The following is a 26,608-nucleotide window of genomic DNA, read 5'->3' on the forward strand; positions in this document are numbered from 1 at the left end:
ACGTTCGCAGGGCGCGCCGGGCGGCGCGGGGGCCCGGGGGGCCTCCGCAGGGCTCAGGGGGCCTCAGGGGGAAAGGTCAGCCGCCGATGGCGAGGAGGACGACGAGGACGACGAAACCGGCGACGGCCGGGGCGATGACCTCGTAGGCCCAGCGGATCTCGGGCTTCGGGGGCTCGGAGCCGTCGTCGGCGCCGTGCCGCTCCTTGAGCTCGCGCAGCTCGTGGATGGCCTGGTCGGAGGGCGAACGGTAGGCGCCGTCGTCATCGACCGGGAGGCCGGGGCGCGGCTTGCGGCGCGGGGGCGCGCCGAAGGGGTCGTCGCCCGCCGCCTTGGCGCGCATCTGCTGCTTGGTCGCGCGCTTGCGCGCGCGCAGCGAGACCGGGATCGCCCAGATCTGGTACTTCTTGCCGCCCGCGAACAGCTCGTTCGAGAACGACGCGCGCAGCGACTCGACGCCGGCCCACGCCACCGAGATCGTCCTGAACGGGTTGCGGACCTTGAGCCGCTGCTCGCCCGCGTAGACGGCGGGCCGCAAGGTGAACGCCACGATCAGCGGGACCGCCAGCAGCAGTGAGGCCAGCGCCAGCCACGGCGCGTGTCCCTTGCCGTGCACCACGGCGTCGCCGCCCAGCCACAGCGCGAGCACCAGCAGCAGCACACCGGCGCACAGTCCGGCCACCGAGCGGTAGACCCGGTCGGGGTACTGCGGTGTCCCGCCTGCCGGGTCGGGCGTGGTGGCCTGCGCGGCCGGGCGGTTGTGGTGGCTCGTCATAATCCCCGATTCTGCCCCACCGAGCCGCCGCCCTCGCCCCCAGCCCTGTTGCGTTCCCGCATCTTTCCCCCAAACCCGCACTTCCCGCCAGGCGCGCGCAGAACCGCGGGCGCAACCCCCCACCGGCCGGAGGCGGGAAAACATCCGGGCTGCCCCGCCGGGACCGGTGGCGACCTGCGGGAGCGCCATGGCTGACCGCGCAGTTCCCCGCGCCCCTCAAAAGACCGGCCCGCCGGAACTGCGCGAGCAACCCACCACCGGCCGTTGGCCGGGAAACAACCGGGGCACCCCGCCCGGGACCGGTGGCGACCTGCGGGAACGCTCCAACTGGCCGCACAGTCCCCCGCGCCCCTCAAACGATCGGCCCGCCCCCCATGCGAAAGGGGCCCGCCCCGTCAGGGGCGCGGGGAACTGCGCGAGCAACCCACCACCGGCCGGTGACCGGAAAACAACCGGACTGCCCCGCCGGGACCGGCGGTGACCTGCGCGGAGCGCCCACGCGGCGGCAGCCGCAGATAAGACACAGTCCTGCGCCCCCCAAAAGATCGCCCCGCCGCCCAAGGCGGAGAAGGGTTCAGAGGGGAGCCCCAGGGAGATCGGGGGCCGTCGAGGGTGGGGGAACCCTCGCCCGGAGGGGGGTGGCGGGTTGCTACGCGCGTAGATATGCTGAGGTGGTGACCATGTCTTCGCCGCCGCCTACGCCGGTAGTCCCCGCCTATGATCCCGATGCCGCGCGCCGTACGGCGACGATGTCGGATGTGACCGCTTCGGACAGCGCCCTGCGCCGCTTCCTGCACGGACTGCCGGGGGTGGACGCGGTGGGCCTGGAAGGGCGGGCGGCGTCGCTCGGCACACGGTCGATCAAGACGACGGCGAAGGCGTACGCCATCGACCTGGCGATCTCGATGATCGACCTGACGACGCTGGAGGGCGCGGACACGCACGGCAAGGTCCGGGCGCTGTGCGCGAAGGGCGTGCGTCCCGACCCGACCGACCGCACGACCCCGAAGGTCGCGGCGATCTGCGTGTACCCCGACATGGTGGCGACGGCCAAAGAGGCCCTGGGCGACTCCGGCGTGCACGTCGCCTCGGTGGCGACGGCCTTCCCGGCCGGCCGGGTCGCGCGCGACGTGAAGCTGGCCGACACCGCCGACGCGGTCGCGGCCGGCGCGGACGAGATCGACATGGTGATCGACCGCGGCGCGTTCCTGTCCGGCCGCTACATGGATGTCTTCGAGGAGATCCGCGCCGTCAAGGAGGCGTGCGCCCGCCCCGACGGCGAGAGCGCCGCCCACCTGAAGGTGATCTTCGAGAACGGCGAGCTGGCGACGTACGACAACATCCGCCGCTGCTCCTGGCTGGCGATGCTGGCGGGCGCGGACTTCATCAAGACCTCGACGGGCAAGGTCGCGGTCAACGCGACCCCCGCGAACACCCTGCTCATGCTGGAAGCGGTCCGCGACTTCCGCGCGGCCGTCGGCGTACAGGTCGGAGTGAAGCCCGCGGGCGGCATCAGGACCTCCAAGGACGCCGTGAAGTACCTGGTGATGGTCAACGAGACGCTCGGCGACGACTGGCTGTCCCCCGACTGGTTCCGCTTCGGCGCCTCCAGCCTGCTCAACGATCTGCTGATGCAGCGTCAAAAGCTCAGCACCGGCCGGTACTCCGGTCCCGATTACGTGACGGTGGACTGAAAACCATGACCGACCAGAGCACCGACCAGAGCACCGGCCAGCCCGGCATGCGGCCCGGCCGGAATCCCGGCCAGCGACCCGGCCAGAAATTCGCGTACGCGCCCGCGCCCGAGTCGCGGTCCGTCGTCGACATCGCGCCTTCCTACGGCCTGTTCATCGACGGCGAGTTCACCGCCGCCGCCGACGGCACCGTCTTCAAGTCCGTCTCGCCGTCCAGCGAGGAAGTCCTCGCCGAGGTCGCGCGCGCGGGCGAGGCGGACGTGGACCGCGCGGTGAAGGCGGCCCGCAAGGCGTTCGAGAAGTGGTCCGCGCTGCCGGGCGCCGAGCGCGGCAAGTACCTCTTCAGGATCGCCCGCATCATCCAGGAGCGCTCCCGCGAACTGGCGGTGCTGGAGTCGCTGGACAACGGCAAGCCGATCCGCGAGACCCGCGACGTCGACCTCCCGCTGGTCGCCGCGCACTTCTTCTACTACGCGGGCTGGGCCGACAAGCTGGCGTACGCGGGCTACGGCCCCGACCCGCGCCCGCTCGGCGTGGCCGGCCAGGTCATCCCGTGGAACTTCCCGCTGCTGATGCTGGCCTGGAAGATCGCCCCGGCGCTCGCCGCGGGCAACACGGTGGTGCTCAAGCCCGCCGAGACCACCCCGCTGTCCGCGCTGTTCTTCGCCGACGTCTGCCGCCAGGCGGGCCTCCCGCGCGGTGTCGTCAACATCCTGACGGGGTACGGGGACGCGGGCGCGGCCCTGGTCGCGCACGAGGGCGTGGACAAGGTCGCCTTCACCGGCTCCACCGGGGTCGGCAAGGCCATCGCCCGTACGGTCGCGGGCACGGACAAGAAGGTCACGCTGGAGTTGGGCGGCAAGGCGGCGAACATCGTCTTCGACGACGCCCCGGTCGACCAGGCCGTCGAGGGCATCGTCAACGGCATCTTCTTCAACCAGGGCCATGTCTGCTGCGCGGGCTCCCGGCTGCTGGTCCAGGAGTCGGTGCAGGACGAGGTGCTCGACGCGCTCAAGCGGCGGATGGCGACGCTGCGGGTCGGCGACCCGCTGGACAAGAACACCGACATCGGCGCGATCAACTCGGCCGAGCAGTTGGCCCGGATCACCGCGCTGGCGCAGGCCGGTGAGGAGGAGGGCGCCGAGCGCTGGGCCCCGGCGTGCGAACTGCCCGACGCCGGTTACTGGTTCGCGCCGACGCTGTTCACCGGCGTCACCCAGGCGCACCGCATCGCCCGCGAGGAGATCTTCGGCCCGGTCCTGTCGGTGCTGACCTTCCGCACCCCGGCCGAGGCGGTCGAGAAGGCCAACAACACCCCGTACGGCCTGTCCGCGGGCATCTGGACCGAGAAGGGCTCGCGCATCCTGTCGATGGCGAACAAGCTCCGGGCCGGTGTGGTGTGGGCGAACACGTTCAACAAGTTCGATCCGGCCTCCCCCTTCGGCGGCTACAAGGAGTCCGGTTACGGCCGCGAGGGCGGTCGGCACGGCCTGGAGGGGTACCTCGATGTCTGACGTCCGCGACGCTCGGCTGAGCGTGTTCAAGACCTACAAGCTGTACGTCGGGGGCAAGTTCCCCCGCAGTGAGAGCGGTCGGGTGTACGAGGTGACGGACTCCAAGGGCGGCGCCTGGCTGGCCAACGCGCCGCAGGCGTCCCGCAAGGACGCGCGGGACGCGGTGGTCGCCGCCCGCAAGGCCGTGTCCGGCTGGTCGGGCGCGACCGCGTACAACCGCGGGCAGGTGCTGTACCGCGTCGCGGAGATGCTGGAGGGGCGGCGCGAGCAGTTCGTCCGCGAGGTCGCGGAGGCCGAGGGGCTCTCCAAGACGAAGGCCGGGGCCGCCGTCGACGCCGCCGTCGACCGCTGGGTCTGGTACGCGGGCTGGACCGACAAGATCGCCCAGGTGGTAGGGGGCGCCAACCAGGTGGCCGGTCCTTACTTCAACCTCTCGACGCCCGAGCCGACCGGTGTGGTCGCCGTCCTGGCTCCCCAGGACTCGTCCTTCCTCGGCCTCGTCTCGGTCCTCGCCCCGGTGATCGCCACGGGCAACACCGCGGTGGTCGTCGCCTCCGAGCGCTCGCCGCTGCCCGCGCTCTCCCTCGGCGAAGTCCTCGCCACCTCCGACGTGCCGGGCGGCGTCGTCAACATCCTCTCCGGCCGCACCTCCGAGATCGCCGCGCCCCTCGCCGCCCACCAGGACGTCAACGGCCTCGACCTCACCGGCGCCGACGCGGACCTCGCCGCCGAGTTGGAGCGGGGCGCGGCCGACAACCTGAAGCGGGTGCGCCGTCCGGCGCCGGAGGACTGGGGTACGGACCCCGGCCTCTCCCGCCTCACCGCGTGGCTCGAGACCAAAACCGTCTGGCACCCCATCGGCGCCTGACGGGTCCCCCGTAGGGGCGCGAGGAACTGCGCGACAAGCCACGACGTGCGTGCACGTCACCACCCGCCCCAGAGGGGCAGATCGGTGGTCTCCGGACCACCGGCCGGTGGGGGCGGGCCGCGCAGTTCCCCGCGCCCCTGAAAAATCGGCCTGCCGTCCCCGGCAAAGGAACCGCTCAGTGCGGGAGGAGTCCCGTGACAGGTCCCACCAGGGGAAGCGTGCCGAGGGAGCCCCCGTTGGTGATCGGAGCGGTCACGGCGGAGGTGGAGACGGGGTGGAAATCGGCGACCTGGGAGCCGACGGCGTTGTCGAGCGGGTCGACACCGGTGTTGCTCAACGGATCGATCGTGAGGTCGCGGACGGGGGCGACGCCCGCGCCGAGTGCGCCGGTGACGTACTGGGTGGGGAGCGCGGAGGTGACGTCGGACGTCGGGAGGGCGTCGGTGGCGCTCTGGGCCGCCGCGAGGGGATCGGCGGCGGCGACACCGGCCGGTACGACGACGGCGGCGGCGGTGAGGGTCAGGGCGAGGGCGGTACGGAGCGAGGGCATGGACCGGTTCCTGTCGACGGGAGTCTTCCTGGCGCAGCGTAACGCAATGACCGCGCAGGGTAGTTGTCCTACGGCGGGTCGTCCCCCGGCCGGGGATACGGGACAATTGTTCTCCGTGAGTTCATCCCCGGTGTCGCTTCGCTCCCGTGTGATCCTGCTGACCGGCCCCTCGGGGTCCGGCAAATCGTCCCTCGCCACCCGTGCCGGACTGCCGGTGCTGGCCCTCGACGACTTCTACAAGGCGTGCGACGACCCGACGCTGCCCGCCCTGCCCAGCGGCGCGGGCACCGACTGGGACGCCCCGGGTTCGTGGAACGCGGACGCGGCGCTCACGGCCGTGGCCGCGCTCTGCGCGGACGGCGCCGCCGACACCCCGGTCTACGACATCGCGACGAGTTCGGTCACCGGCCGTACCCGCCTCGACCTCGGCGGAGCGCCCGTCTTCGTCGCCGAAGGCATCTTCGCCGCCGAGATCGCCGGGCGCTGCCGGGAGCTGGGGCTGCTCGCGGACGCGCTGTGCCTGCGCGGACGCCCGACGACGACGGCGCGCCGGCGTTTCGTACGGGATCTGCGCGAGGCGCGGAAGTCGGTGCCGTTCCTGGTCCGCAGGGGCTGGAACCTCATGCGCGCGGAACGCGCGATCGTGGCCCGTCAGACCGCTCTCGGCTGCCACCCCTGCGGCCGTGACGAGGCGCTGGAACGTATCGCCGCGGCCGTCACCCCCGCGCCCCCGCTGCCCCGCGTCCCGGCCGAGGCGTGACGCCGTAGAGCTATAAAGCCGCAAAGCTGTAGAGCTGTACGGCAGCGGACGTACGACAGGGCCGGACGGCATTCCCCTGGCCGTCCGGCCCTGCTCCCCCGTACCCCCCGGGTCCCCCCCGTTTCCCCCCTGCTCCCCCGTGTCCCCCCGACCGGCCCCCGTACCGGCGTGTGGAAATCCTTGGCCTTGAGCTGGGCCTCGGACGGCCCTCAGGCGACCAGTTCGCCGAAGGCGTCCTCCTCGTCGCGGCCGAAGCTCAGGGCCTCGTCGTCGCGCATGCGGCGCAGGGAGCGCCAGATGCTGCTCTTGACGGTGCCGACGCTGATCCCGAGGATGTCGGCGATCTCGGGGTCGGTGCGGCCCTCGTAGTAGCGGAGCACGAGCATGGTGCGCTGCTGCTCGGGCAGCCGGGCGAGCGCCTGCCACAGGACGGCGCGCAGTTCGGTGCCGCCCATCTCGTCGGTGTCGCCGACCGTCTCGGGCAGCTCCTCCGTCGGGTACTCGCTGAGCTTGCGCCGCCGCCAGGCGCTGATGTGCAGATTGGTCATGGTGCGCCGCAGGTAGCCGCCGACGGCCGCCTTGTCGCTGATCCGGTCCCAGGCCCGGTATGTGGAGAACAGGGCGCTCTGGAGCAGGTCCTCGGCCGCGAAGCGGTCCCCGGTGAGGTGGTACGCGGTCGCGTAGAGCGACGCGCGGCGCTCCTGGACGTAGGCGGTGAAGGCCGCTTCGGCCTCGGCCCGCGCCGGGGTGCGGGCGGCGGCGCCGTCGAAGGTGCCGGACGGCTGGTCGGCGGTGGTCGCGGACGGTACGGGCTTCGCCTGGTGCTCGGCGCCGCTGTCGACCGCCGCCATGAACGGCGGGCGGTGCCGGGCGCTCGTCGGGTACGAGGTGCCGCGTACGGCGCCGCGTACGTACCCCCGTCCGTTCGCGGCGCCGGCCTTCTCCGTGGTGCGGACGGCGCAGGTCCCCGTGGAGTGCGCCGAGTGCGTGTGCGTCGCATGAACCGCGGTGTCGGTGGTGATGTGCAGTGTGTTCATGTCCCGCCCCCGTCGTTGGAACCTGATGCGTGGTCTTCGGCGTCGCATCCGGTACGGCGTGCGCTCTTCCGATGTGACAACAGACTGCCGGGCCAGTTTCATGACGCTGTCCGCCGAGTGTCACAGGCCCGTCACAGAGGCCGCGCGCCGCGTGACCGGCCGGTCGGCCCGGCTGCGGCACCCCCGGTCAGCAGGTCACGAGCAGGTCACGCGGGCAGGGGCATGTCAGGGGAGAAGGTCCCCGCACTTCATGCGGACGCCGTCGTTAGGCAACAATGACCGGCGTGCCTTTCCTGTTGCTTATCGAGGATGACGACGCCATCCGTACGGGCCTCGAACTCGGCCTGTCCCGTCAGGGTCACCGCGTGGTGGCCGCTGCGACGGGCGAGGACGGCCTGAAGCTGCTCAAGGAGCAGCGCCCCGACCTGATCGTGCTGGACGTGATGCTGCCGGGGATCGACGGGTTCGAGGTGTGCCGGCGCATCCGCCGTACCGACCAGCTCCCGATCATCCTGCTCACCGCGCGCAGCGACGACATCGACGTGGTGGTGGGGCTGGAGTCCGGGGCCGACGACTACGTGATCAAGCCGGTGCAGCCGCGGGTGCTCGACGCCCGCATCCGGGCGGTGCTGCGGCGCGGCGAGCGGGACAGCACCGACTCCGCGGCCTTCGGCGCGATCGTCATCGACCGCAGTGCCATGACGGTGACGAAGGACGGCGAGGACCTTCAGCTCACGCCGACCGAGCTGCGCCTGCTGCTCGAACTGAGCCGCAGGCCGGGACAGGCGCTGTCCCGGCAGCAGTTGCTGCGTCTGGTGTGGGAGCACGACTACCTCGGTGACTCGCGTCTCGTCGACGCGTGTGTGCAGCGGCTGCGCGCCAAGATCGAGGACGTGCCGTCGTCACCGACCCTGATCCGTACGGTCAGAGGCGTGGGATACCGCCTGGACACGCCCCAGTGAAATCGCGGTTCGGCGACGGGAACGGCGGGCACGGCGGGAAGGATCGGCACGACCGGCAGGATCGGCACGACGACCCCTCTGAGAGCGGCCCGACCGACAACGGCCCTTCGGACGACGGCGGTTCCGACGGCACCGCCACCGCCACCGGCACCGGCAACGGCTCCGCCACCGGCCAGGAACGCGACCGGGGCTGGAACTGGTCGCCCGGCATGGTGCGTTGGACGAGTCTGCGGCTGCGCCTGGTCGCGGTCTTCGCGGCCGTCGCGCTCACGGCCGCCGTCTCCGTCTCCGGCATCGCGTACTGGCTCAACCGCGACGCGGTGCTGACCCGCGCGCAGAACAGCGCGCTGAACGACTTCCGTGACTCCTTGCAGCGCAACGCGGCCTCGCTGCCGGTCTCGCCGACCTGCGAGTCGCTGAACACGGCGGCGGGCCGGATCGGCGGACCCGACACGTACCAGGTGGTGCTGATCGACACGACGCGGGACAACGCGCCGTGCGCCGCGCCCTCCAACCGGGACGTGTTCACGCTGGACGACGTGCCCGCGCAGTTGCAGCGGGCGGTCAACACCCCGGATACCAAGGACCACAACCGCTACCACCTGCGGTGGATGCGGATCTCGTTGCAGGGCCGCCCGTATCTGGTGGCGGGCGCGCGGATCAACGACGACGGCGCGACCGGCTACATGCTCAAGTCGCTGGACGCGGAGCGCAAGGACCTCAACTCCCTCGCCTGGTCGCTGGGGATCGCGACCCTGCTCGCTCTGGTGGGCGCCGCGCTGCTCGCCCAGGCGGCGGGCTCGACCGTCCTGCGTCCGGTACGGCGGCTCGGTGAGGCGGCGCAGCGGCTCGGCGAAGGCCACCTGGACACCCGGCTGAAGGTGTCGGGCACCGACGAACTCGCCGAGATGTCACGGACGTTCAACAGCGCGGCCGAGGCGTTGGAGAGCCGCGTCGAGGAGTTGAGCGCGCGGGAGGCGGCCAGCCGCCGCTTCGTGGCCGACATGTCGCACGAGTTGCGCACCCCGCTGACGGCCATCACGGCGGTCACCGATGTGCTGGAGGACGAGGCGGAGGCGCTGGACCCGATGATCGCCCCGGCGGTACGGCTGGTGGTCAGCGAGACGCGGCGGCTGAACGAGTTGGTGGAGACGTTGATGGAGGTCACCCGCTTCGACGCGGGCACCGCGAAGCTGCGGGTCGACGAGGTCGACGTCGCGGACATGGTGATGGCCTGCATGGACGCCAGGGCGTGGGTCGACTCGGTCGAACTGGACGCGCCGCGCGGCCTGCTGGCCACCCTGGACCCGCGACGGCTGGATGTGATCATGGCGAATCTGATCGGGAACGCGCTCAAGCACGGCGGTTCCCCGGTCCGGGTCAGCCTGCGCAGGGAGGGGGGCGCGGACGGCGACGTCGTCATCGCGGTCTCCGACCACGGCCCCGGCATCCCCGAGGACGTCCTCCCGCATGTCTTCGACCGCTTCTACAAGGCCGACGCCTCGCGCGCCCGCTCCGAGGGCAGCGGTCTCGGCCTGTCGATCGCGATGGAGAACGCGCACATCCACGGCGGCGACATCACGGCGGCCAACTCCCCGGACGGCGGCGCGGTCTTCACGCTGCGGCTGCCGGTCAGGCCGCGCACCGACGAGGACGAGGACGACGCGGACGGCGACGGGGGCGCGAACGGCTCGGGCGCCACGGGCACGTCGCAGGGGCCCGGCGGTGACGCGCGATGAGACACCGCCCGACGAAATACCGCCCGACGAGACACCGCCCGACGAGATACGGCCCGACGAGATACGGCCTGATGAACCAGCGCTCGATGAGACGCCGCCCGATGAGCCTCGGCCGGATGAGACATGCGCCACGCAAGGTGCTGGCCGTCGTCCTGCTCGCCGCGCTGCCGCTGATCGGCGGCTGCGGCATCCGGTCGACCACGGTCCCGGTGGACGCGGGGCCCGCGCCGTCGCGGGTGTCGTGCGCGGTGCCGCGCGACGGCAAGGCGCCGGAGACGGACACCGTCGTACGCCAGGTGTATCTGGTGTGCAGCATGCAGACCACGCCGGTCAAGCGGAACGTGACGCTGCGGCCGGGCAGGATCGACCGGCTGACGCAGGTCAGGGAGCTGGTCGCGCAGTTGCAGCGCAGCCCGCTGTCGGCCGAGGCGCAGGCCGGTTTCTCCACCGAGGTGCCGGCCAGCCTGGAAATCCTGGGGCCGTTCAAGGGCGATCCCGAGAACGCGCTGCGGCTGAACCAGCCGGTGGACGAGCTGCCGTCGTTCGCGCTCGCGCAGATCGTCTGCACGCTCGTCGACGACCCGTCGGTCACCGGCGACGGCGGTGTGGTGCTCGGCGGCGACGACCCCGACAGCAAGCCGCGCCGCTACGCCTGCACGCCCGACCTGCGGACCCGCCCGGACGCCGCGGACAGCGCGGGAACCGCGGTGGGGTGAAGCCGCGTCTTGGAGGGCGTGCGGCACGAAGGCTCCAGTTTCAGGGTGCGCGCGGCCGGGCTGCTGCTCACCGCCGCGTACCTCGCTTTCGTCGCCTGGCTGCTGCTGCGTCCGCATTACGTGGCGTGGGTGCCCGCGCCGAATCTGCGGCCGTTCGGCACGATCCGCGCCGACCTGGCGATGAGCGCGGGCGAGGCGGCCCGGCGGATCGCCGAGGGCCTGGGTCTGCTCGCGCCGCTGGGCGTGCTGCTGCCGATGGCGGGCGGCCGGGTCCGCACCTCGGGCTTCGCGTCCTTCGCGCGGACGGTCTTCGCCTCGCTGATGGTGTCGCTGACCCTGGAATTCCTTCAGACGATGGTGCCGGGCCAGCTCTTCGACGTGGACGCGCTACTGCTCAACACGGCGGGCGTGGCGCTGGCGCACCTCCTGGTGGTGCCGCCCGCGCGGCGCGCGCTGCGCAGGCGCGAGGCACGCAAGCGGGCCGCGCCCCCTGCCGAGGATCGCTCGGCGGGGGCGCGGCCCGTGGGGGTCTGACCGGTCGGCCGACGTACCGAGGCGGTACGCGCCGAGGCGGTACGCGCCGAGGCGGTACGTACTCCGGCCGGTGCCTGCCTGCTTGCTCCGTGCCGACGTGCCTACGTGCGTACGTGGAGACGCGCCGACGTGTCCGCGGCCTACTTGCCGGTGAGGCCGCCGACCGGGAGGCCGCCGAGGAGGCCGTTCGCCGGGCTGACCTGGTTGCCGGAGGGCAGCAGCTTGCCCGGGTTGCCGGGGAGCGCGGAGGTGCCGTTGGTCAGCGCCTGCTGCGCGCCGTTGGCGCTGTCGGCGGCGCCGGGCAGGAGCTTGGCGGCGGTGCCGACCGGAGTCCCGTCGAGCACGGTGGGCGAACCGGCGTGGCCGAGCAGCGAACCGGCCTGGTCGGTGACCGGCAGGGCCGGGAGGGAGGCCGCGGAGGCGGTGCCCGCCGCGGCGGCGGCGAAGGCGAGGCCGAGCACGGTGGTGGCGAGGGTCTTCTGGGTACGGGTCTGCATGACTTCGGAACGTAGTCAGATGTTGACCGGCCGTGCAAACGGCGTGGCGCGGCTGTCACCCCTCGGGCCGGCCGCGCCGTGAAGGTGTTCCGTCAGCCCTCGTCGGGCACGGAATCGCTGGCCAGGGTCGGTGCGGCGGCCGACTGCCGGAACAGCCACTCGGCCTTCAGCTCCGCGTACCCCGGCTTGATCACCTCATTGATCATGGCCAGACGTTCATCGAAAGGGATGAACGCTGATTTCATCGCATTGACGGTAAACCACTGCATGTCATCGAGGGTGTAGTCGAACGCCTCCACGAGGTGCTCGAACTCCTGACTCATGCTGGTGCCGGACATCAGCCGGTTGTCGGTGTTGACGGTGACCCGGAAGTGCAGCCGCCGCAGCAGACCGATCGGGTGCTCGGCGTACGAGCTGGCCGCGCCGGTCTGGAGGTTGGAGGTGGGGCACATCTCCAGCGGCACGCGCTTGTCGCGCACGTACGACGCCAGGCGGCCGAGCTTGACCTGGTCGCCGCGCCCGTCGGAGGAGATGTCGTCGATGATCCGCACGCCGTGCCCGAGCCGGTCGGCGCCGCACCACTGGAGCGCCTGCCAGATGGACGGCAGGCCGAACGCCTCGCCCGCGTGGATCGTGAAGTGGTTGTTCTCGCGCTTCAGGTACTCGAAGGCATCCAGGTGCCGGGTGGGCGGGTAACCGGCCTCGGCGCCCGCGATGTCGAAGCCGACGACGCCCAGGTCCCGGTAGCGGTTGGCCAGTTCGGCGATCTCCTGGGAGCGGGCGGCGTGCCGCATCGCGGTCAGCAGCGCGCCGACGCGAATCCGGTGGCCGTCCTCGCGCGCCCGGCGCTCGCCTTCCCTGAAGCCCTCGTTGACCGCCTCGACGACCTCTTCGAGGGTCAGGCCGCGCTCCAGGTGCTGCTCGGGCGCGTACCGGATCTCGGCGTAGACCACGCCGTCGGCCGCCAGGTCCTGCGCGCACTCGGCGGCGACCCGTACCAGCGCGTCCCGCGTCTGCATCACGGCGCAGGTGTGCGCGAACGTCTCCAGATACCGCTCCAGCGAACCGGAGTCGGCGGCCTCGCGGAACCACGCGCCGAGCTTGTCCGGATCGGTCTCGGGCAGCGCGTCGTAACCGGTCGCGCGCGCGATGTCCACGATCGTGCCGGGGCGCAGGCCGCCGTCGAGGTGGTCGTGGAGCAGCGCCTTGGGGGCGCGGCGGATCTGTTCCGGGGTGGGAGTGCTCGGTTTGGGGTTCTGCATGCTCAAACGATAGCCCCTACGCGCGTAGATATCGCGCTGCGCACAACAATTTTCCGCCCGGCCATACAGTGCACACCCCTGCGTCTGCCATCGTTGCGCCATGGCTTCCCAAGCATTACCGGCGCGTGGCGCACGACTGGGCCGCCCGGTGCCGTCCGGGCTGGTGCCCGCGCCGAGGCAGCGCGAACACGATACCGGCGCCACGGTGCGCGCCGTCGTGCTCGCCCTGCCCGGCGGTGACGCGCTGAGCACCCGGCGCCGCTCCCCGGTGGCGGCGGCCGTCATGTGGCCGCTGGCCCGCCATCTCGTCCGCGAGGGGGCCGCCGACGGGGTGGCCGCGCACGTCGTGCACTACCGCTTCCGCGGCTGGAACGGCGGGCACGCGCATCCGGCGGAGGACGCCGAGTGGGCGGTCGGCGAGGCCGTACGGCGCTACGGTGACGTGCCCGTCTGCCTCGTCGGCATGGACATGGGCGCGCGGGCCGCCCTCCACGCCGCCGGTCACCCCGCCGTGACCTCCGTCGTCGCGCTCTCTCCGTGGCTGCCGCGCGGTGCCGAGCCCGAGCCGGTCAAGCAGCTCATCGGGCGGCGCGTGCTGCTCGTCCACGGCACCGAGGACGAGTCCACCGCGCCCGACATCTCCTACGGCTTCGCCGAACGCCTCAAGAAGGTCAACCGCGACACCTGCCGCTTCGAGGTGCACTCCGACGGTCACGGCCTCCACCAGCACCGCAGCGAGGTCTTCGCCCTCACCTCCGATTTCGTCCTCGGCTCGCTTCTCGACCGGCCCCACGCCCGGCCCATCGCCGACGCCCTCGCGGCTCCGCCGCCCCTCGGCCTCCGCATGCCCCTGGCCTCCGGCTTCGGCAAGTCCCTCCGCGTCTGACCCGCCCCCCGGGGGAGGGCGCCCCCCACCGTGGCCGCACCACCTTTCGCCCGGACGCCAGCCACGTGCTTTTAGGGGCGCGGGGAACTGCGCGGCCAGCCCACCACCGGCCGGTGGTCGCGAAACACACAGCGTCTGCCCCACTGGGGCGGTTTTTTACCCGCGCCGCCGTCGTGGCTGAGCGCGCGGTTCCCCGCGCCCCTAAAAACATGGGCTGGCGTCCCACGCCAAGGAACCGTACAGGGGCCGCGCCCCAAAGACGTCGGGCTTCGCCCTCCGCAGGAGACCGGCTCAGGCCGGCAGAAGGGTGCCCGTCTGGGCGAGCAGGAAAGCACGGAAAGCGGCGACCGGGGGCGGGGCCGGGGCGCCGTCGAGCCAGGCGAGACCGATCTCGCGGACGGCACGTCGCCCGGTGAGGTCGAGTTCGACGACGCCGGGCCGGGGCACGGCCGGCGGGGGAAGGACGGCGACGCCGAGCCCTGCGGCGACCAGCCCCCGAAGCGTCTCGGCCTCCTCGCCCTCGAAGGCGACCCGCGGGGTGAACCCGGCCTCGGCGCACAGGGCGTCGGTGATCCGCCGCAGCCCGAACCCCGGTTCCAGGGTGACGAACGCCTCCCCTGCGGCCTCCGCGAGCCGCACCCGCTTGCGCCCCGCGAGCCGGTGCCCGGCGGGCACGACCAGCCGCAGCCGCTGCTCGTCCAGCTTCCGTACGACAAGTCCCGCCTCGTCGGGCACCGGTGAGGTCAGACACAGGTCCAGCTCGCCCAGCCGCAGGCGTTCCAGCATGGCCTCGCCGTACGTCTGCACGAGCTGGAAGCGGACGCGCGGATACTCGGCGCGGAAGGCGCGCAGGAGGGAGGGGACGGTCTCGGGCCCGAGCGTGTGGAGGAACCCGAAGGCGACCCGCCCGCTGTCGGGATCGGCGTCGAGGCGTACGGACTCGGCGGACCGTTCCACCTCGGCGAGCGCCCGCTCGGCGGCGGCGCGGAAGGTGACCCCGGCGCGGGTGAGGCGGACGGCGCGGCCGTGGCGGGCGAAGAGGGCGACACCGAGATCGGCTTCGAGACGGGCCAGCGCGCGGCTGAGCGTCGACTGCGGCATGCCCAACTCCTGGGCCGCGCGCGTCACATGCTCATGCCGCGCCACGGCCGCGAACTGCGCGAGGCGCGGTGCCAGCAGCGCGCCCCAGGACTCCGGGTCCGGCCCGGTACCGGCTGTGTCGGCCACCGTATATGCCCCCTCCACCTGCGCTCATGCACCAGTGCATCAATCATGCACGATCTGTGCATTGGACGCATAAATGTGGACGCCCCTACGGTCGTGACATGTCACGCGCCGATACCGGGGCGGTCGCCGCGACCCGCGCGAACGCCCGAGCCCGAACGCAGGCCGCCACCACGGCCGATGACCGGCTCCGCCCCGGCTCCCCCGGCTACCGCCGCGCCAACCTCGCGCTGTTCGCCGCGGGACTGGCCACCTTCGCCCTGCTCTACTCCACGCAGGCGCTGCTGCCCGCCCTGTCCTCCGGCCTGTCGCTGAGCCCCGCGCGGGCCAGCCTCACCGTCTCGGCGACGACGGCCGCGCTGGCCGTCGCGCTCCTGCCGGTCAGCGCCCTCAGCGAGAAGTACGGCCGTACGCCGGTGATGACGGCCTCCGTCTTCGCCGCCTCGCTGCTCGCCCTCGCCGTGCCCTTCGCGCCCGACCTGGCCGTCCTCGTCGCGCTGCGCGCCGTGCAGGGCGTGGCGCTCGCCGGGCTGCCCGCGACCGCGATGGCGTATCTCGCCGAGGAGGTCCACCCGGCCGCCGTCCCCTCCGCGATCGGCCTGTACGTGGCGGGCAACTCCATCGGCGGCATGAGCTCGCGCGTCGTCGGCGGGGTCCTCTCCGAGGCGTTCGGCTGGCGCGCCGCGCTCTTCGCCGTCGGCCTGTCGGCGCTGGCCTGCGCGGTCGCCTTCCGGCTGCTCGTGCCGCCCGCCCGGCACTTCACGCCGGGACCCGTGCGTCCGGCCGCGCTGTGGCGCACGGTCGCCGGGCACCTCGGCGACCCGCTGCTGCGCGGCCTCTACGCGATCGGCCTGCTCTTCATGGCGGTCTTCGGCGCCGTCTACACCGTCCTCGGCTACCGGCTGACCGCCGCGCCCTTCGGCCTCTCCCAGACCGCCGTCGGCGCGATCTTCCTCGTCTACCTCGTCGGTACGGCCGCCTCCGCCGCGTCCGGCGCGCTCCTCGCCCGTACGGGCCTGCGCGGCGCCTTCACCGTCGCCGCCGTACTGTGCGCCGCCGGGCTGCTGCTCACCCTGTCCGGGACCCTGGCGCTGATCCTGCTCGGGCTCGTCCTGGTCACGGCCGGCTTCTTCACCGGCCACTCGGCCGCCTCCGGCGCGGTCAGCCGGACGGCCCTCACGGGCCGCGCGCAGGCGTCCGCGCTCTACCTGACCGCGTACTACATCGGCAACAGCCTCGGCGGCACGCTCGGCGCCGGCGCGTTCCACGCCGGGGGGTGGGGCGCGACGGTGTCGCTCGCGCTGGCGACCGTCGGCGCCGTCGGGCTCGTCGCGGGCCTCGCGCTCAGGCGGCCGGGCGCCGCCACGCCGTGACGTCCAGCTTTCCGGTGGTGCCCAAGTCGACCATCATCGTCACGCGTTGGGGCGGGGTGTCCTTGACCGGCGTGATCTCCAGGTATTCGCCCGTGCTCGCCGCCACCGTGCTGTCCGTCACCGTGTTGCGCCACACCAGCACTGTCAACGCCCGCTGTCCCGGCCGCAGTTCGATACGTGTCGGGGCCGGGTCGTCGATGCCGGTCGTGATCGACAAGCCCTGATGGACCGTCACCTTCAGGCGCTCGCGCGCCTTGTCCAGGACATACGTCCGCGGGTAACCCTCCACCGTGCGCGGCGACTTCCCGCAGTTCGTCACGTAGACGGCCATCGCCCGCAGGCCCATCGCGGCGTCCGGTTCCTCACCGGTGACGGCCAGGCCGCCCTCCGGACACGGCGGTTCCGTCACCACCGGCGCCGGCGCGGGCGGTGCCGCGTCCGTCGGCAGCCCCACGGCCGCCTCGGACCCCCCGTCCGTCCCGCACCCGCCCACCGCCAACACCGTTGCGGCCGCCGCCGCCACCGCCCACGTCCTCATCCCCACCATCCGCCGATCCTGACACATCCCCGGGGAGCCCCTCCGGGGCGGTGAGCCGATCTTCTACGGGGCGCGGCCCCGACGCCCCTTCCACCCAGGGCGGTGGGCCGATCCTTTAAGGGGCGCGGCCCCCGGACGCCCCCTTCGCCCAGGGCGGTGGGCCGATCCTTTAAGGGGCGCGGGGAACTGCGCGGCCAGCCCCCACCGGGCCGGTGGTCCGGAGACAACCGAACTGCCCCTCTGGGGCCGGTGGTGACGTGCACGCACGTCGTGGCTTGTCGCGCAGTTCCCCGCGCCCCTAAAGGCCAGGCCCTGCGCAGAGGCACCGCGCCTCCCCGCGCCCCTAAAAACCAGGCCCTGCGCAAAGGCAGCGGGCCCGGCGCGGGGGCCTAGACGATGCGGTCGAGGATGATCGGGCGGGGGGAGAAGGAGGCACCCTCCGGGGCAACGGAGAAGGAGCCGTCGAGGGCTTCCTCCGCGTACGGGAACTTTTCCGGCGTGTCGGTGTGGAGGGTCAGGAGGGGCTGGCCCGCTACGACGGAGTCGCCCGGTTTGGCGTGCAGCTCGACCCCGGCCCCCGCCTGGACGGAGTCCTCCTTGCGGGCGCGGCCGGCGCCGAGCCGCCAGGCGGCGACGCCGACGGCGTAGGCGTCGAGGGAGGTGAGGACGCCGGAGGCGGGCGCGGGGACGACGAGGGTTTCGCGGGCCACCGGGAGCGGAGCGGAAGGGTCACCGCCCTGGGCGCGGATCATGCGGCGCCAGACGTCCATGGCGGAGCCGTCGGCGAGCGCCTTGGCGGGGTCGGCGTCGGGAAGCCCGGCGGCGGCCAGCATCTCGCGGGCGAGCGCCAGGGTCAGCTCGACGACATCGGCGGGGCCGCCACCGGCCAGCACCTCGACGGATTCGCGGACTTCGAGCGCGTTGCCCGCGGTGAGCCCGAGGGGTACGGACATGTCGGTGAGCAGGGCGACCGTGCGGACGCCGTGGTCGGTGCCGAGCCCGACCATGGTGGACGCCAACTCCCGTGCGTCCTCAAGGGACTTCATGAAGGCGCCGGAGCCGACCTTGACGTCGAGCACGAGCGACCCGGTGCCCTCGGCGATCTTCTTGGACATGATCGAGGAGGCGATCAGCGGGATGGCCTCGACCGTCCCGGTCACGTCGCGCAGCGCGTACAGCTTCTTGTCGGCGGGCGCGAGCCCGTCCCCGGCGGCGCAGATGACGGCGCCGACGTCGTCCAGGACGGCCAGCATCTCCTCGTTGGAGATCGAGGCGCGCCAGCCGGGGATGGATTCGAGCTTGTCGAGGGTGCCCCCGGTGTGGCCGAGGCCGCGCCCGGAGAGCTGCGGGACGGCGGCGCCGCACGCGGCGACCAGCGGGGCCAGCGGCAGCGTGATCTTGTCGCCGACGCCGCCGGTGGAGTGCTTGTCCGCGGTGGGGCGGGTGAGCGCCGAGAAGTCCATCCGCTCACCGGAGTTGATCATCGCGGCGGTCCAGCGGGCGATCTCGGCGCGGTCCATGCCGTTGAGCAGGATGGCCATGGCGAGCGCCGACATCTGCTCGTCGGCGACGGCACCGCGCGTGTAGGCGTCGATGACCCAGTCGATCTGGTCGTCGCTCAGCCTCTGGCGGTCCCGCTTGGTACGGATGACGGAAATGACGTCCACGAATAGTCCTAGCGGTGTAGCGGTTCAACCGCGTCAGCGGTTCAGGTCTTCCGGGCCGAACGCGTCCGGCAGGATCTCACTCATCGGCCGGATGCCGCCCGCGGTGTCGACCAGCAGGCCGGGCCCGCCGTTCTCCCACAGCAGTTGGCGGCACCGCCCGCACGGCATCAACAGGTTGCCGCGCAGGTCGGAGCAGGTGAAGGCGGTCAGTCTGCCGCCGCCCGAGGCGTGCAGCGCCGAGACCAGCCCGCACTCGGCGCACAGCGCGACCCCGTACGCGGCGTTCTCGACGTTGCAGCCGACGACCGTACGGACCGTGCCGTCGTCGGCGACGGCCAGCGCCGCGGCGCCGACCGGGAAACCGGAGTAGGGCGCGTACGCCTTCTCCATGATCTCCCGGGCGGCGGACCGCAGGCGGTCCCAGTCGACGGCGGCCGGGTCGGTGACGGGAGGCGTCATCCGCCCTCCCCCTTCCGGTACGGGACCCCGTCCGCCTTCGGCATGCGCAGCCGCTGTGCGGACAGGCCCATGACGAGCAGCGTGGCGACGTACGGCGTGGCCTGGACGACCTCGTCGGGGACGGAGTCGGTCAGCGCGTACCAGACGGCCAGCAGGACGGCGAAGCCCAGGGCGACGGCGGCGGGCACGTAGGACTTGCGGAAGAACTTCCAGGCGGCCATGGCCAGCAGCAGCAGCGCGAGCAGGAGCAGCAGGGCGTGCACGGAGGAGCTGCCGTTGCGGAGCTGGAGGCTGTCGGCGTATCCGAACAGGCCCGCGCCCATGGCGAGTCCGCCGGGGCGCCAGTTGCCGAAGATCATGGCGGCGAGACCGATGTAGCCGCGTCCGCCGGTCTGGCCCGCGAGGTAGAAGTGCGTGCCGATGGCGAGGAAGACGCCGCCGAGTCCGGCGAGGCCGCCGGAGACGATGACGGCCATGTACTTGTAGAAGTACACGTTGACGCCGAGGGATTCGGCGGCGACCGGGTTCTCGCCGCAGGACCGCAGCCGCAGGCCGAAGGCGGTGCGCCACAGCACGAAGAAGGTGGCGACGAAGAGCACCAGCGTGAGGATGGTCAGCGACGAGATGTGCGTGACCAGGCCGCCGAGGATGCCCGCCACGTCGGAGATCAGGAACCAGTGGTGGTTCTCGACGGTGGCCAGCCAGTGCGAGAGTCCGGGCACGGTGAAGGACTTGATGGAGTCCATCGGCGGGGACTGCTTGGGGCTGCCGCCCTTGGAGGCCGCCTCGCCGACGGTGAACCAGCGCTTGGCGAGGTACGCGGTGACGCCGGTGGCGAGGATGTTCATGGCGACACCGGCGATGATGTGGTCGACGCCGAAGGTGACGGTGACGATCGCGTGCACGAGGCCGCCCGCCGCGCCGCCGAGCACACCGGCCAGGACGGCGAGCCACGGGTCGGTCTGCCAGCCCACCGCCGCGCCGAAGAAGGCACCGAGGATCATCATGCCCTCGAGGCCGATGTTGACCACACCGGCCCGCTCGGACCACAGGCCGGCGAGTCCTGCCAGGCCGATCGGTACGGCGCCGGCGAGCGCTCCGGCGATCTGGCCGTCGGAGGTGATGTCGTTCGCGCCGGTGATGATCCGGACCAGGGAGACGACGATCAGCGCGGCGGCGATCATCAGCAGGATCACCGGGAAGGTGAGCTTGAGCCGGGGCGCCTTGCCGCCGTTGGTCACGCGCGGCGCGGCCGGCGGCGGGGTCTGGGTAGCGGTGGCAGTCACGCCGTCACCTCCTGCTTGTCGTCGGGGCCGGAGTCGGGGCCGGAGTCGGGGCCATTGCCGGTGCCGTTACCGGTGCCGTTGCCTGAACCGTTGCCGGTGCCGGGGCCTGTTCCGTTGCCCGGACCGGACGCCGCGGCGAGTTCCGCGCCCACCTGGCGCTGCTGGCGGGTGATGCCGTAGCGGCGGACCAGTTCGTAGGCGATGACGACGGCCAGGACGATGACGCCCTGGATGACGCCGACGATCTCCTTGTCGTACCCCTCGAACTCCAGGCCGTTGGAGGCCCGCTCCAGGAAGGCCCAGAGCAGGGCGCCGATGCCGATGCCGATCGGGTTGTTGCGGCCGAGCAGGGCGACCGCGATACCGGTGAAGCCGATACCGGTCGGGAAGTCCGTGCCGTACTCGTACGACTGGTTGAGCAGGGTCGGCATGCCGACGAGTCCGGCCATCGCGCCGGAGATCAGCATGCTGGTGACGACCATCTTCTTGACGCTGACGCCGCTGGCCTCGGCGGCGGACTCCGAGCGGCCGACCGCGCGCAGGTCGAAGCCGAAGCGGGTGCGCGAGAGCACGAACCAGTAGATGACACCGGCCAGCACCGCGAAGACGATGAAGCCGAAAACCGGGTCGGTGGAGGTGGTGAAGTTGAACAGGTGACTGGAGGACGGCAGCGGCTTGGTGGAGATCATGTTCGCCGCTTTGTCGGTGACGCCGAGCCGTCCGTCGCGCAGGAAGTAGCCGATCACGATGCCCGCGAGGGAGTTCAGCATGATCGTGGAGATGACCTCGCTGACCCCGCGGGTCACCTTGAGGACACCCGCGATGGCCGCCCACAGCGCGCCGACGACCATGGCGGTGAGGATGATGACCGGGATCTGGATGATGCCGGGGATCGACATCGCGCCGCCCGCGGCGGCGGCGAAGAAGGCCGCGAGCCGGTACTGGCCGTCCACACCGATGTTGAACAGGTTCATCCGGAAGCCGACCGCCACCGCGAGACCCGCGAGGTAGTACGTGGTCGCCTTGTTGAGGATGTAGACCTGGCTGTCGGTCTTGCTGCCGTAGTTCACCATCACGTCGAACGCGTGGAACGGCTCCTTGCCGGTGGCCAGCAGCACCAGGGCGGTGACCACCAGCGCGCCGACGACGGCGAGCACGGGGGCGGCGACGCCCAGGGCCAGCCGGTCCTTGTCGAACTTCTTCATCGGTCCTCTCCCCCGAGCTTCTTGGGCCGGTCCTCTGAACCGGCCGAGGTGTCGGTCCCGGCCCCGTGTTCGAGATGGCCGCTGGCGGCACCGGTCATCGCGGATCCCAGCTCTTCCGGGGTGATGGTGGCGGGGTCGGCGTCGGCGACGAGCCGTCCCCGGTACATGACGCGCAGAGTGTCGGACAGGCCGATCAGCTCGTCGAGGTCGGCGGAGATCAGCAGCACCGCCAGACCCTCGCGGCGGGCCTCACGGATCTGGTCCCAGATCTGCGCCTGCGCGCCGACGTCCACGCCCCGGGTGGGGTGCGCGGCGATCAGCAGCTTGGGCAGGTGGCTCATCTCGCGGCCGACGATCAGCTTCTGCTGGTTGCCGCCGGACAGCGAGGCCGCGGTGACCTCGATGCCGGGGGTACGGACGTCGTACTCCTTGACGATCCGCTCGGTGTCGCGGCGGGCGGCGCCGGAGTCGATCAGGAAGCCGCGGCTGTTGGGGCGCTCGGTGACATGGCCGAGGATGCGGTTCTCCCACAGCGGCGCTTCCAGCAGCAGGCCGTGCCGGTGCCGGTCCTCGGGGATGTAGCCGATGCCGTCCTCGCGCCGCTTGCGGGTCGGCACGTGGGCGATGTCGCTGCCGTCGAGCACGAGGCCGCCGGAGTCCAGCTCCCGCATGCCCATGATGGCCTCGACCAGTTCGGCCTGGCCGTTGCCCTCGACGCCCGCGATGCCGAGGATCTCGCCCTTGTGGATGGTGAAGGAGATGTCGTCGAGCACCTTGCGCTCGATGCCGTCGAGGTCGACGGTGCCCAGCCGCAGCCCGTCCACGGTGAGCATCGGCTCGGTGGTGACGGTCGACTCGCGGGTCTCGGGCGAGGGCAGTTCGCTGCCGACCATCAGCTCGGCGAGCTGCTTGGCCGTGGTGGTCCCCGGGTCCGCCTCGCCGACGGTGGTGCCGCGCCGGATGACGGTGATGACGTCGGCGACCGACAGCACCTCGCCGAGCTTGTGCGAGATGAAGATGACGGTCAGGCCCTCGGCCTTCAGTCCGCGCAGGTTCTCGAAGAGCGCGTCGACCTCCTGCGGCACCAGGACTGCGGTCGGCTCGTCCAGGATCAGCGTGCGGGCGCCGCGGTAGAGGACCTTGAGGATCTCCACCCGCTGCCGGTCGGCGACGCCCAGGTCCTCGACCAGGACGTCGGGGCGTACGCCGAGGCCGTAGGCGTCGGACAGCTCCTTGATCCGGGCGCGGGCCTTGCCGCCGATGCCGTGCAGGCCCTCGCTGCCGAGGACGGTGTTCTCCAGCACGGTGAGGTTGTCGGCGAGCATGAAGTGCTGGTGCACCATGCCGATCCCGCGGGCGATGGCGTCGCCGGGGTCGCCGAGCGTCACCACCTCGCCGTCGATGGCGATGGTGCCCTCGTCGGGCTTCTGCATGCCGTAGAGGATCTTCATCAGGGTGGACTTGCCGGCGCCGTTCTCGCCCACGAGGGCGTGCACGGTGCCGCTGCGCACAGTGATGTCGATGTCGTGGTTGGCGACGACGCCGGGGAACCGCTTGGTGATGCCGCGCAGTTCGACGGCGGGCGGCGCGGCGGACCGGCCGGGGGCCGGGGCGGCGGGTGGACTCGTGGACGCGTTGATGACGCACTCTCCTGGGGGGAAAGGCTCGGAGCGGCAGGGCGGGTGGGGTGAAGGTATCGCGTGAACGTATCGCGGAAATGGCACTCTACGCGCGTAGTTGTGTTCATTCCACAGGCTGGGGACCACGGGATTCCGACAGGACGGTTCCTGGGATTTCCGGGTGTTCCCGCATGGTTCCGCACAGTGATCGAGGCTCGGGGGGGGGGCGCCGCAGCATCCCCCCGCCGAGCCTCGCGAACCGGTTGTCGTACCGCCGGTCCAGCGGGGACCCGTGGCCGGGTCCCCGGCTTACGTCACGGCTTCGAGCTCACCTTGATCGCGCCCGAGACGATCTTCTGCTTGGCCGCGTCGAGCTGCGACTGGATGTCGGCGATGAAACCGCCGGACGTCGCCAGCGACACACCGTCGTTGGCCAGGTCGTACGTGTTGGTGCCGGTCTTGGCCTTGCCCTCGTGCACCGACTTGATCAGGTCGTACGTGGCCACGTCGACGTTCTTGACCGCCGAGGTCAGGATGTGGTCCTTGTACTTGGCCAGGGCCGGGTCCTCGTACTGGTCGGAGTCCACGCCGATCGCCCAGGCGCCGGCCTTGCCCGCCACCGCCTGGATCGCGCCGTCACCGGACAGACCGGCGGCGGTGTAGATCACGTCCACGCCGCTGTCGAGCATGCCCTGCGCCTTGCCCTGCGCCGACGTCGGGTCGTTGAAGCCCTTGGTGTCGGTCTCGTACAGGTACTGGCGGGTGAGCTGGACCGACGGCTTGGTGTCCTTGACGCCCTGGGCGAAGCCCGCGTCGAAGGTGCCGATCAGGGTGTTGTGCACACCGCCGATGAAGCCGACCTTGTTGGTCTTGGTCTTCAGGGCCGCGGCCACACCGGCGAGGTACGAGCTCTGCTCGGTGGCGAAGACCATGGAGTCGACGTTGGGCAGGTCCACGACCGAGTCGACGATGCCGAAGGTCACCTTGGGGTACTTCTTGGCGATCTTCGTGACCGAGTCGCCGTAGGTGAAGCCGACCGCCACGACGGGGTTGTAGCCGCCGCCCGCGAGGAGGTCGAGGCGCTGCTCGCGGTCGGACTCCGTCTCGCCGTTGCTGGCGGTCTGGTCCTTCGACCCGATCTTGAACTCCTTGACGGCCTTGTCCATGCCGCGGGCCGCGGAGTCGTTGAAGGAGTGGTCGCCACGGCCGCCGACGTCGAAGGCGAGACCGACGCCCTTGTCCTTGCCGCTGTCCGAGGAGCTGCTGCTGCCGCACGCGGTGGCAGTGAGCCCCAGAGTCGCGGACACCATACCCGCGACGATGATCTTGGATACCCGGCGCAAGAGGGTCCCCTTCAGTCTGAAGCGCCCCGTCCGGCGCTGGCTAAGCGGGAGCTTAACGCGCGTAGATGTCAGGTAAAGACCGAATGACGGCCCGTTATCGGATCGACGCATTTCAGCCAGGTGACGGACCGGTAGCGGGGGGTTCACCCGGTGTCAGGACAGCAGGACAGCCGCCGTGAAAAGCTCCACGCCGACCGCGATCGCCCCCTCGTCCACGTCGAAATCGCCCTGGTGCAGATCGCGCTTGGCGGTGTCGCCGACCGGCCGCACGCCGAGCCGGGCCAGCGCGCCCGGCACCCGCTCCAGATACCAGGAGAAGTCCTCGCCGCCCAGGCTCTGCTCGGTGTCCTCGACCGCGTGCAGGCCGTAGCGCGCGGTCATCGCGTCCCGCAGCAGCTCCACCGAGACCGCCTCGTTGACCACCGGCGGCACACCGCGCTGGTAGGTGATCTCGCACTTCGCCCGGTACATCGCCGTGATCTGGTCGATCACCTCGTGCACCAGGTCGGGTGCGTCGTGCCAGGCCGTCAGGTCCAGGCAGCGGACGGTGCCCTCCAGCTCCGCGTACTGCGGGATGACGTTGGCCGCGTGCCCGGCCTGGATGCGGCCCCACACGATGCTCAGCCCGGACCTGGGGTCCACGCGCCTGGCCAGTACGGCGGGCAGTTCGGCGGCGAGCTTCGCGGTGGCCATCACCAGGTCGGTGGTCAGATGCGGGCGGGCGCTGTGTCCGCCGGGGCCCTCCAGCGTCAGGGTCAGCCGGTCGGCGGCCGAGGTGATCGGCCCCTGGCGCAGCCCGATCCTGCCGACCTCCACCTTGGGGTCGCAGTGCACCGCGAGGATACGGTCGACGCCGTCGAGCACGTTCGCCTTGATCGCGTCCAGCGCGCCGCCGGGCATGATCTCCTCGGCCGCCTGGAACACCAGCCGCACCGGGCGCGGGAGCGTGCCCCGCTTGTCCAGCTCCGCGAGGACCAGGCCGGCGCCGAGCACGATCGTGGTGTGCACGTCGTGGCCGCACGCGTGCGCCCGGCCCTCGACCGTCGATCGGTACTCCACGGTCTTGGTGTCGGGCACCGGCAGCGCGTCCAGGTCGGCGCGCAGGGCGAGGCGGGGGCGCTGGGAGCGTGCCGCGCCGGTGTCTTCGCCGCTGCCGCTGCCGCTGTCGTCCGTGTCGCCGATGTCGCACACCAGTCCGGTCCCGCCGGGCAGCACCCGCGGGCTCAGCCCCGCGCGCTCCAGCCGCGCCCTGATCTGCTCGGTCGTCCGGAACTCCTGCCGCCCCAATTCGGGGTTCCTGTGCAGGTCACGGCGGAAGGCGATCAGCTCGGCGCGCAGTGCGTCGTCCACGACGGTCTCGGCGAGACCGGACAGCACAGCCGCGGTCAGCCCGTCGGACGGCGGTGTAGGTGAATCGTTCACCTCAGTCAGCGTAGGGCCCATCACCGGCTCCTCTTACGTGATCGGGAAAGTTTTTGTCCTGCGGGAGGAGAAGAAGTCGCCCGATCGGCGCATACCCAGTCACCCTCGGGGGTAAGAAAACTTTTTAGGTCTCTTACACCCATACTGGCTCAACGAGCCGTCCCACGCGAGGCAACGCGACCGTCTCCGACGACCCCCGCCTCACGGGTGAGACCCCTTACCTTACGACCCTCGTGTTACGGCAACGTGTGCCGCCCGAGTGTTCCGCTCCCCACGCCCCCGTGCCCCGCACCTCCGCCGCCCACCGCGCCCTGCTGCGCGCCCAACGCGGCGGTTACTCTCGCGACATGGGCGACTTCCTTCAGGTGAGCACTGCTACGGAAACTCGTGACCAGGCGGTGGAGTTGGCCGCGTCCGCGGTGCGTGAGCGTCTGGCCGCGGGGGCGCAGGTCGTCGGGCCGGTGACATCGGTGTTCTGGCACCTGGGGAAGTTCGGTACCGGGGAGGAGTGGCGGTTGCTGCTGACCACCCGGGCGGAGCGGTACCAGGCCCTCGAAGATCATCTGTTGCGGCACCATCCGTGGGACAACCCCGAGGTGTCGGCGGTGCCGGTCGTCGCCGGTTCGGAGGCGTCCTTCCGGTGGATCGAGACGAACACCACGCCCGAAGCGGCTTCGTAAC

25 protein-coding genes are annotated in these 26,608 nt (G+C 71.7%); 11 read left to right on the forward strand and 14 right to left on the reverse strand.

Features of this window, described 5'->3' with window-relative positions:
• Positions 1-76: 76 nt before the first annotated feature.
• Positions 77-772, reverse strand: coding sequence for a PH domain-containing protein (locus ACZ4EF_RS23710; RefSeq protein WP_467506340.1), 696 nt, complete (start codon positions 770-772; stop codon positions 77-79).
• 749 nt (positions 773-1,521) lie between these two features.
• Here ACZ4EF_RS23710 and deoC point away from each other — a divergent pair.
• The 3 genes from deoC to ACZ4EF_RS23725 are packed head-to-tail and all read left to right on the forward strand — an operon-like array spanning position 1,522 to position 4,848.
• Positions 1,522-2,466, forward strand: coding sequence for a deoxyribose-phosphate aldolase (gene deoC, locus ACZ4EF_RS23715; RefSeq protein ID WP_355336909.1), 945 nt, complete (start codon positions 1,522-1,524; stop codon positions 2,464-2,466).
• A 47-nt stretch (positions 2,467-2,513) separates the two neighbouring features.
• Positions 2,514-3,980 (forward strand): aldehyde dehydrogenase family protein, encoded by a 1,467-nt coding sequence (locus ACZ4EF_RS23720; RefSeq protein ID WP_391050583.1) that lies wholly within the window; start codon positions 2,514-2,516, stop codon positions 3,978-3,980.
• Entirely contained in the window at positions 3,973-4,848 is an 876-nt protein-coding gene (locus tag ACZ4EF_RS23725; protein ID WP_391123310.1) for an aldehyde dehydrogenase family protein, read from the forward strand. Before ACZ4EF_RS23720 ends, ACZ4EF_RS23725 begins: the two co-directional genes overlap by 8 nt.
• Positions 4,849-5,023: 175 nt before the next feature.
• On the opposite strand, the gene ACZ4EF_RS23730 is transcribed toward ACZ4EF_RS23725, so the two are convergent.
• Positions 5,024-5,398 carry a hypothetical protein gene (locus ACZ4EF_RS23730; protein ID WP_402711137.1) on the reverse strand — a complete coding sequence of 125 codons (375 nt, stop codon included), beginning with the start codon at positions 5,396-5,398 and terminating at the stop codon, positions 5,024-5,026.
• Positions 5,399-5,513: 115 nt separating this feature from the next.
• Between ACZ4EF_RS23730 and ACZ4EF_RS23735 the strand changes: the two genes are divergently transcribed.
• Entirely contained in the window at positions 5,514-6,158 is a 645-nt protein-coding gene (locus ACZ4EF_RS23735; protein ID WP_467506341.1) for an ATP-binding protein, read from the forward strand.
• 209 nt (positions 6,159-6,367) lie between these two features.
• Here the strand turns inward: ACZ4EF_RS23735 and ACZ4EF_RS23740 are convergent, their stop codons facing one another.
• Positions 6,368-7,195: a SigE family RNA polymerase sigma factor gene (locus ACZ4EF_RS23740; RefSeq protein WP_467346818.1), complete on the reverse strand. Its 828-nt coding sequence runs from the start codon at positions 7,193-7,195 to the stop codon at positions 6,368-6,370.
• A 284-nt stretch (positions 7,196-7,479) separates the two neighbouring features.
• Here ACZ4EF_RS23740 and ACZ4EF_RS23745 point away from each other — a divergent pair, with 284 nt between their 5' ends.
• From ACZ4EF_RS23745 to ACZ4EF_RS23760, 4 genes are all read left to right on the forward strand, one after another.
• The gene (locus tag ACZ4EF_RS23745) at positions 7,480-8,157 is read left to right on the forward strand and encodes a response regulator (RefSeq protein WP_188279231.1); all 678 of its coding nucleotides are present in this window, start codon (positions 7,480-7,482) and stop codon (positions 8,155-8,157) included.
• On the forward strand, positions 8,154-9,896 hold the full coding sequence (locus tag ACZ4EF_RS23750; protein ID WP_467506342.1) for an ATP-binding protein: 1,743 nt from the start codon (positions 8,154-8,156) through the stop codon (positions 9,894-9,896). Before ACZ4EF_RS23745 ends, ACZ4EF_RS23750 begins: the two co-directional genes overlap by 4 nt.
• 116 nt (positions 9,897-10,012) lie before the next feature.
• The gene (locus ACZ4EF_RS23755; RefSeq protein WP_402711140.1) at positions 10,013-10,612 is read left to right on the forward strand and encodes a hypothetical protein; all 600 of its coding nucleotides are present in this window, start codon (positions 10,013-10,015) and stop codon (positions 10,610-10,612) included.
• Positions 10,613-10,657: 45 nt separating this feature from the next.
• The gene (locus tag ACZ4EF_RS23760) at positions 10,658-11,146 is read left to right on the forward strand and encodes a VanZ family protein (RefSeq protein ID WP_355336902.1); all 489 of its coding nucleotides are present in this window, start codon (positions 10,658-10,660) and stop codon (positions 11,144-11,146) included.
• A gap of 140 nt (positions 11,147-11,286) precedes the next feature.
• Here ACZ4EF_RS23760 and ACZ4EF_RS23765 read toward each other — a convergent pair whose 3' ends face one another.
• Together ACZ4EF_RS23765 and ACZ4EF_RS23770 are read right to left on the reverse strand one after the other, a co-directional pair.
• The gene (locus ACZ4EF_RS23765) at positions 11,287-11,643 is read right to left on the reverse strand and encodes an ATP-binding protein (RefSeq protein WP_467506343.1); all 357 of its coding nucleotides are present in this window, start codon (positions 11,641-11,643) and stop codon (positions 11,287-11,289) included.
• A gap of 92 nt (positions 11,644-11,735) precedes the next feature.
• Positions 11,736-12,905 carry an adenosine deaminase gene (locus ACZ4EF_RS23770; protein ID WP_355336900.1) on the reverse strand — a complete coding sequence of 390 codons (1,170 nt, stop codon included), beginning with the start codon at positions 12,903-12,905 and terminating at the stop codon, positions 11,736-11,738.
• Between the two features lie 100 nt (positions 12,906-13,005).
• Here ACZ4EF_RS23770 and ACZ4EF_RS23775 point away from each other — a divergent pair, with 100 nt between their 5' ends.
• Positions 13,006-13,791 (forward strand): dienelactone hydrolase family protein, encoded by a 786-nt coding sequence (locus tag ACZ4EF_RS23775; protein ID WP_391050530.1) that lies wholly within the window; start codon positions 13,006-13,008, stop codon positions 13,789-13,791.
• 291 nt (positions 13,792-14,082) lie between these two features.
• Here ACZ4EF_RS23775 and ACZ4EF_RS23780 read toward each other — a convergent pair whose 3' ends face one another.
• The gene (locus ACZ4EF_RS23780) at positions 14,083-15,018 is read right to left on the reverse strand and encodes a LysR family transcriptional regulator (protein ID WP_467506344.1); all 936 of its coding nucleotides are present in this window, start codon (positions 15,016-15,018) and stop codon (positions 14,083-14,085) included.
• 98 nt (positions 15,019-15,116) lie between these two features.
• Between ACZ4EF_RS23780 and ACZ4EF_RS23785 the strand changes: the two genes are divergently transcribed.
• Positions 15,117-16,388 (forward strand): MFS transporter, encoded by a 1,272-nt coding sequence (locus tag ACZ4EF_RS23785; RefSeq protein WP_467506345.1) that lies wholly within the window; start codon positions 15,117-15,119, stop codon positions 16,386-16,388.
• Here the strand turns inward: ACZ4EF_RS23785 and ACZ4EF_RS23790 are convergent.
• The 8 genes from ACZ4EF_RS23790 to ACZ4EF_RS23825 all read right to left on the reverse strand — a co-directional run bounded on the left by ACZ4EF_RS23790 (position 16,360) and on the right by ACZ4EF_RS23825 (position 25,948).
• Entirely contained in the window at positions 16,360-16,935 is a 576-nt protein-coding gene (locus tag ACZ4EF_RS23790) for a DUF4232 domain-containing protein (protein WP_467506346.1), read from the reverse strand. The genes ACZ4EF_RS23785 and ACZ4EF_RS23790 overlap by 29 nt on opposite strands.
• A gap of 380 nt (positions 16,936-17,315) precedes the next feature.
• Positions 17,316-18,593, reverse strand: a complete 1,278-nt coding sequence (locus tag ACZ4EF_RS23795) for a thymidine phosphorylase (RefSeq protein WP_355336895.1) — start codon at positions 18,591-18,593, stop codon at positions 17,316-17,318.
• A gap of 33 nt (positions 18,594-18,626) precedes the next feature.
• The gene (locus ACZ4EF_RS23800; protein ID WP_355336894.1) at positions 18,627-19,052 is read right to left on the reverse strand and encodes a cytidine deaminase; all 426 of its coding nucleotides are present in this window, start codon (positions 19,050-19,052) and stop codon (positions 18,627-18,629) included.
• Positions 19,049-20,338: an ABC transporter permease gene (locus tag ACZ4EF_RS23805; RefSeq protein WP_355336893.1), complete on the reverse strand. Its 1,290-nt coding sequence runs from the start codon at positions 20,336-20,338 to the stop codon at positions 19,049-19,051. The genes ACZ4EF_RS23800 and ACZ4EF_RS23805 overlap by 4 nt, the downstream gene beginning before the upstream one ends.
• Positions 20,335-21,543 carry an ABC transporter permease gene (locus ACZ4EF_RS23810; RefSeq protein ID WP_467506347.1) on the reverse strand — a complete coding sequence of 403 codons (1,209 nt, stop codon included), beginning with the start codon at positions 21,541-21,543 and terminating at the stop codon, positions 20,335-20,337. Before ACZ4EF_RS23810 ends, ACZ4EF_RS23805 begins: the two co-directional genes overlap by 4 nt.
• Positions 21,540-23,240, reverse strand: coding sequence for an ABC transporter ATP-binding protein (locus ACZ4EF_RS23815; RefSeq protein ID WP_467506385.1), 1,701 nt, complete (start codon positions 23,238-23,240; stop codon positions 21,540-21,542). Before ACZ4EF_RS23815 ends, ACZ4EF_RS23810 begins: the two co-directional genes overlap by 4 nt.
• 236 nt (positions 23,241-23,476) lie before the next feature.
• Positions 23,477-24,505 carry a BMP family lipoprotein gene (locus tag ACZ4EF_RS23820; RefSeq protein ID WP_391050520.1) on the reverse strand — a complete coding sequence of 343 codons (1,029 nt, stop codon included), beginning with the start codon at positions 24,503-24,505 and terminating at the stop codon, positions 23,477-23,479.
• Positions 24,506-24,658: 153 nt separating this feature from the next.
• Positions 24,659-25,948 carry an amidohydrolase gene (locus ACZ4EF_RS23825; RefSeq protein WP_467506348.1) on the reverse strand — a complete coding sequence of 430 codons (1,290 nt, stop codon included), beginning with the start codon at positions 25,946-25,948 and terminating at the stop codon, positions 24,659-24,661.
• A 260-nt stretch (positions 25,949-26,208) separates the two neighbouring features.
• Here ACZ4EF_RS23825 and cutA point away from each other — a divergent pair, with 260 nt between their 5' ends.
• Entirely contained in the window at positions 26,209-26,607 is a 399-nt protein-coding gene (cutA, locus tag ACZ4EF_RS23830; RefSeq protein WP_401724978.1) for a divalent-cation tolerance protein CutA, read from the forward strand.
• Position 26,608 lies beyond the last annotated feature (1 nt).

Source organism: Streptomyces sp. NPDC025721 (assembly GCF_055558595.1).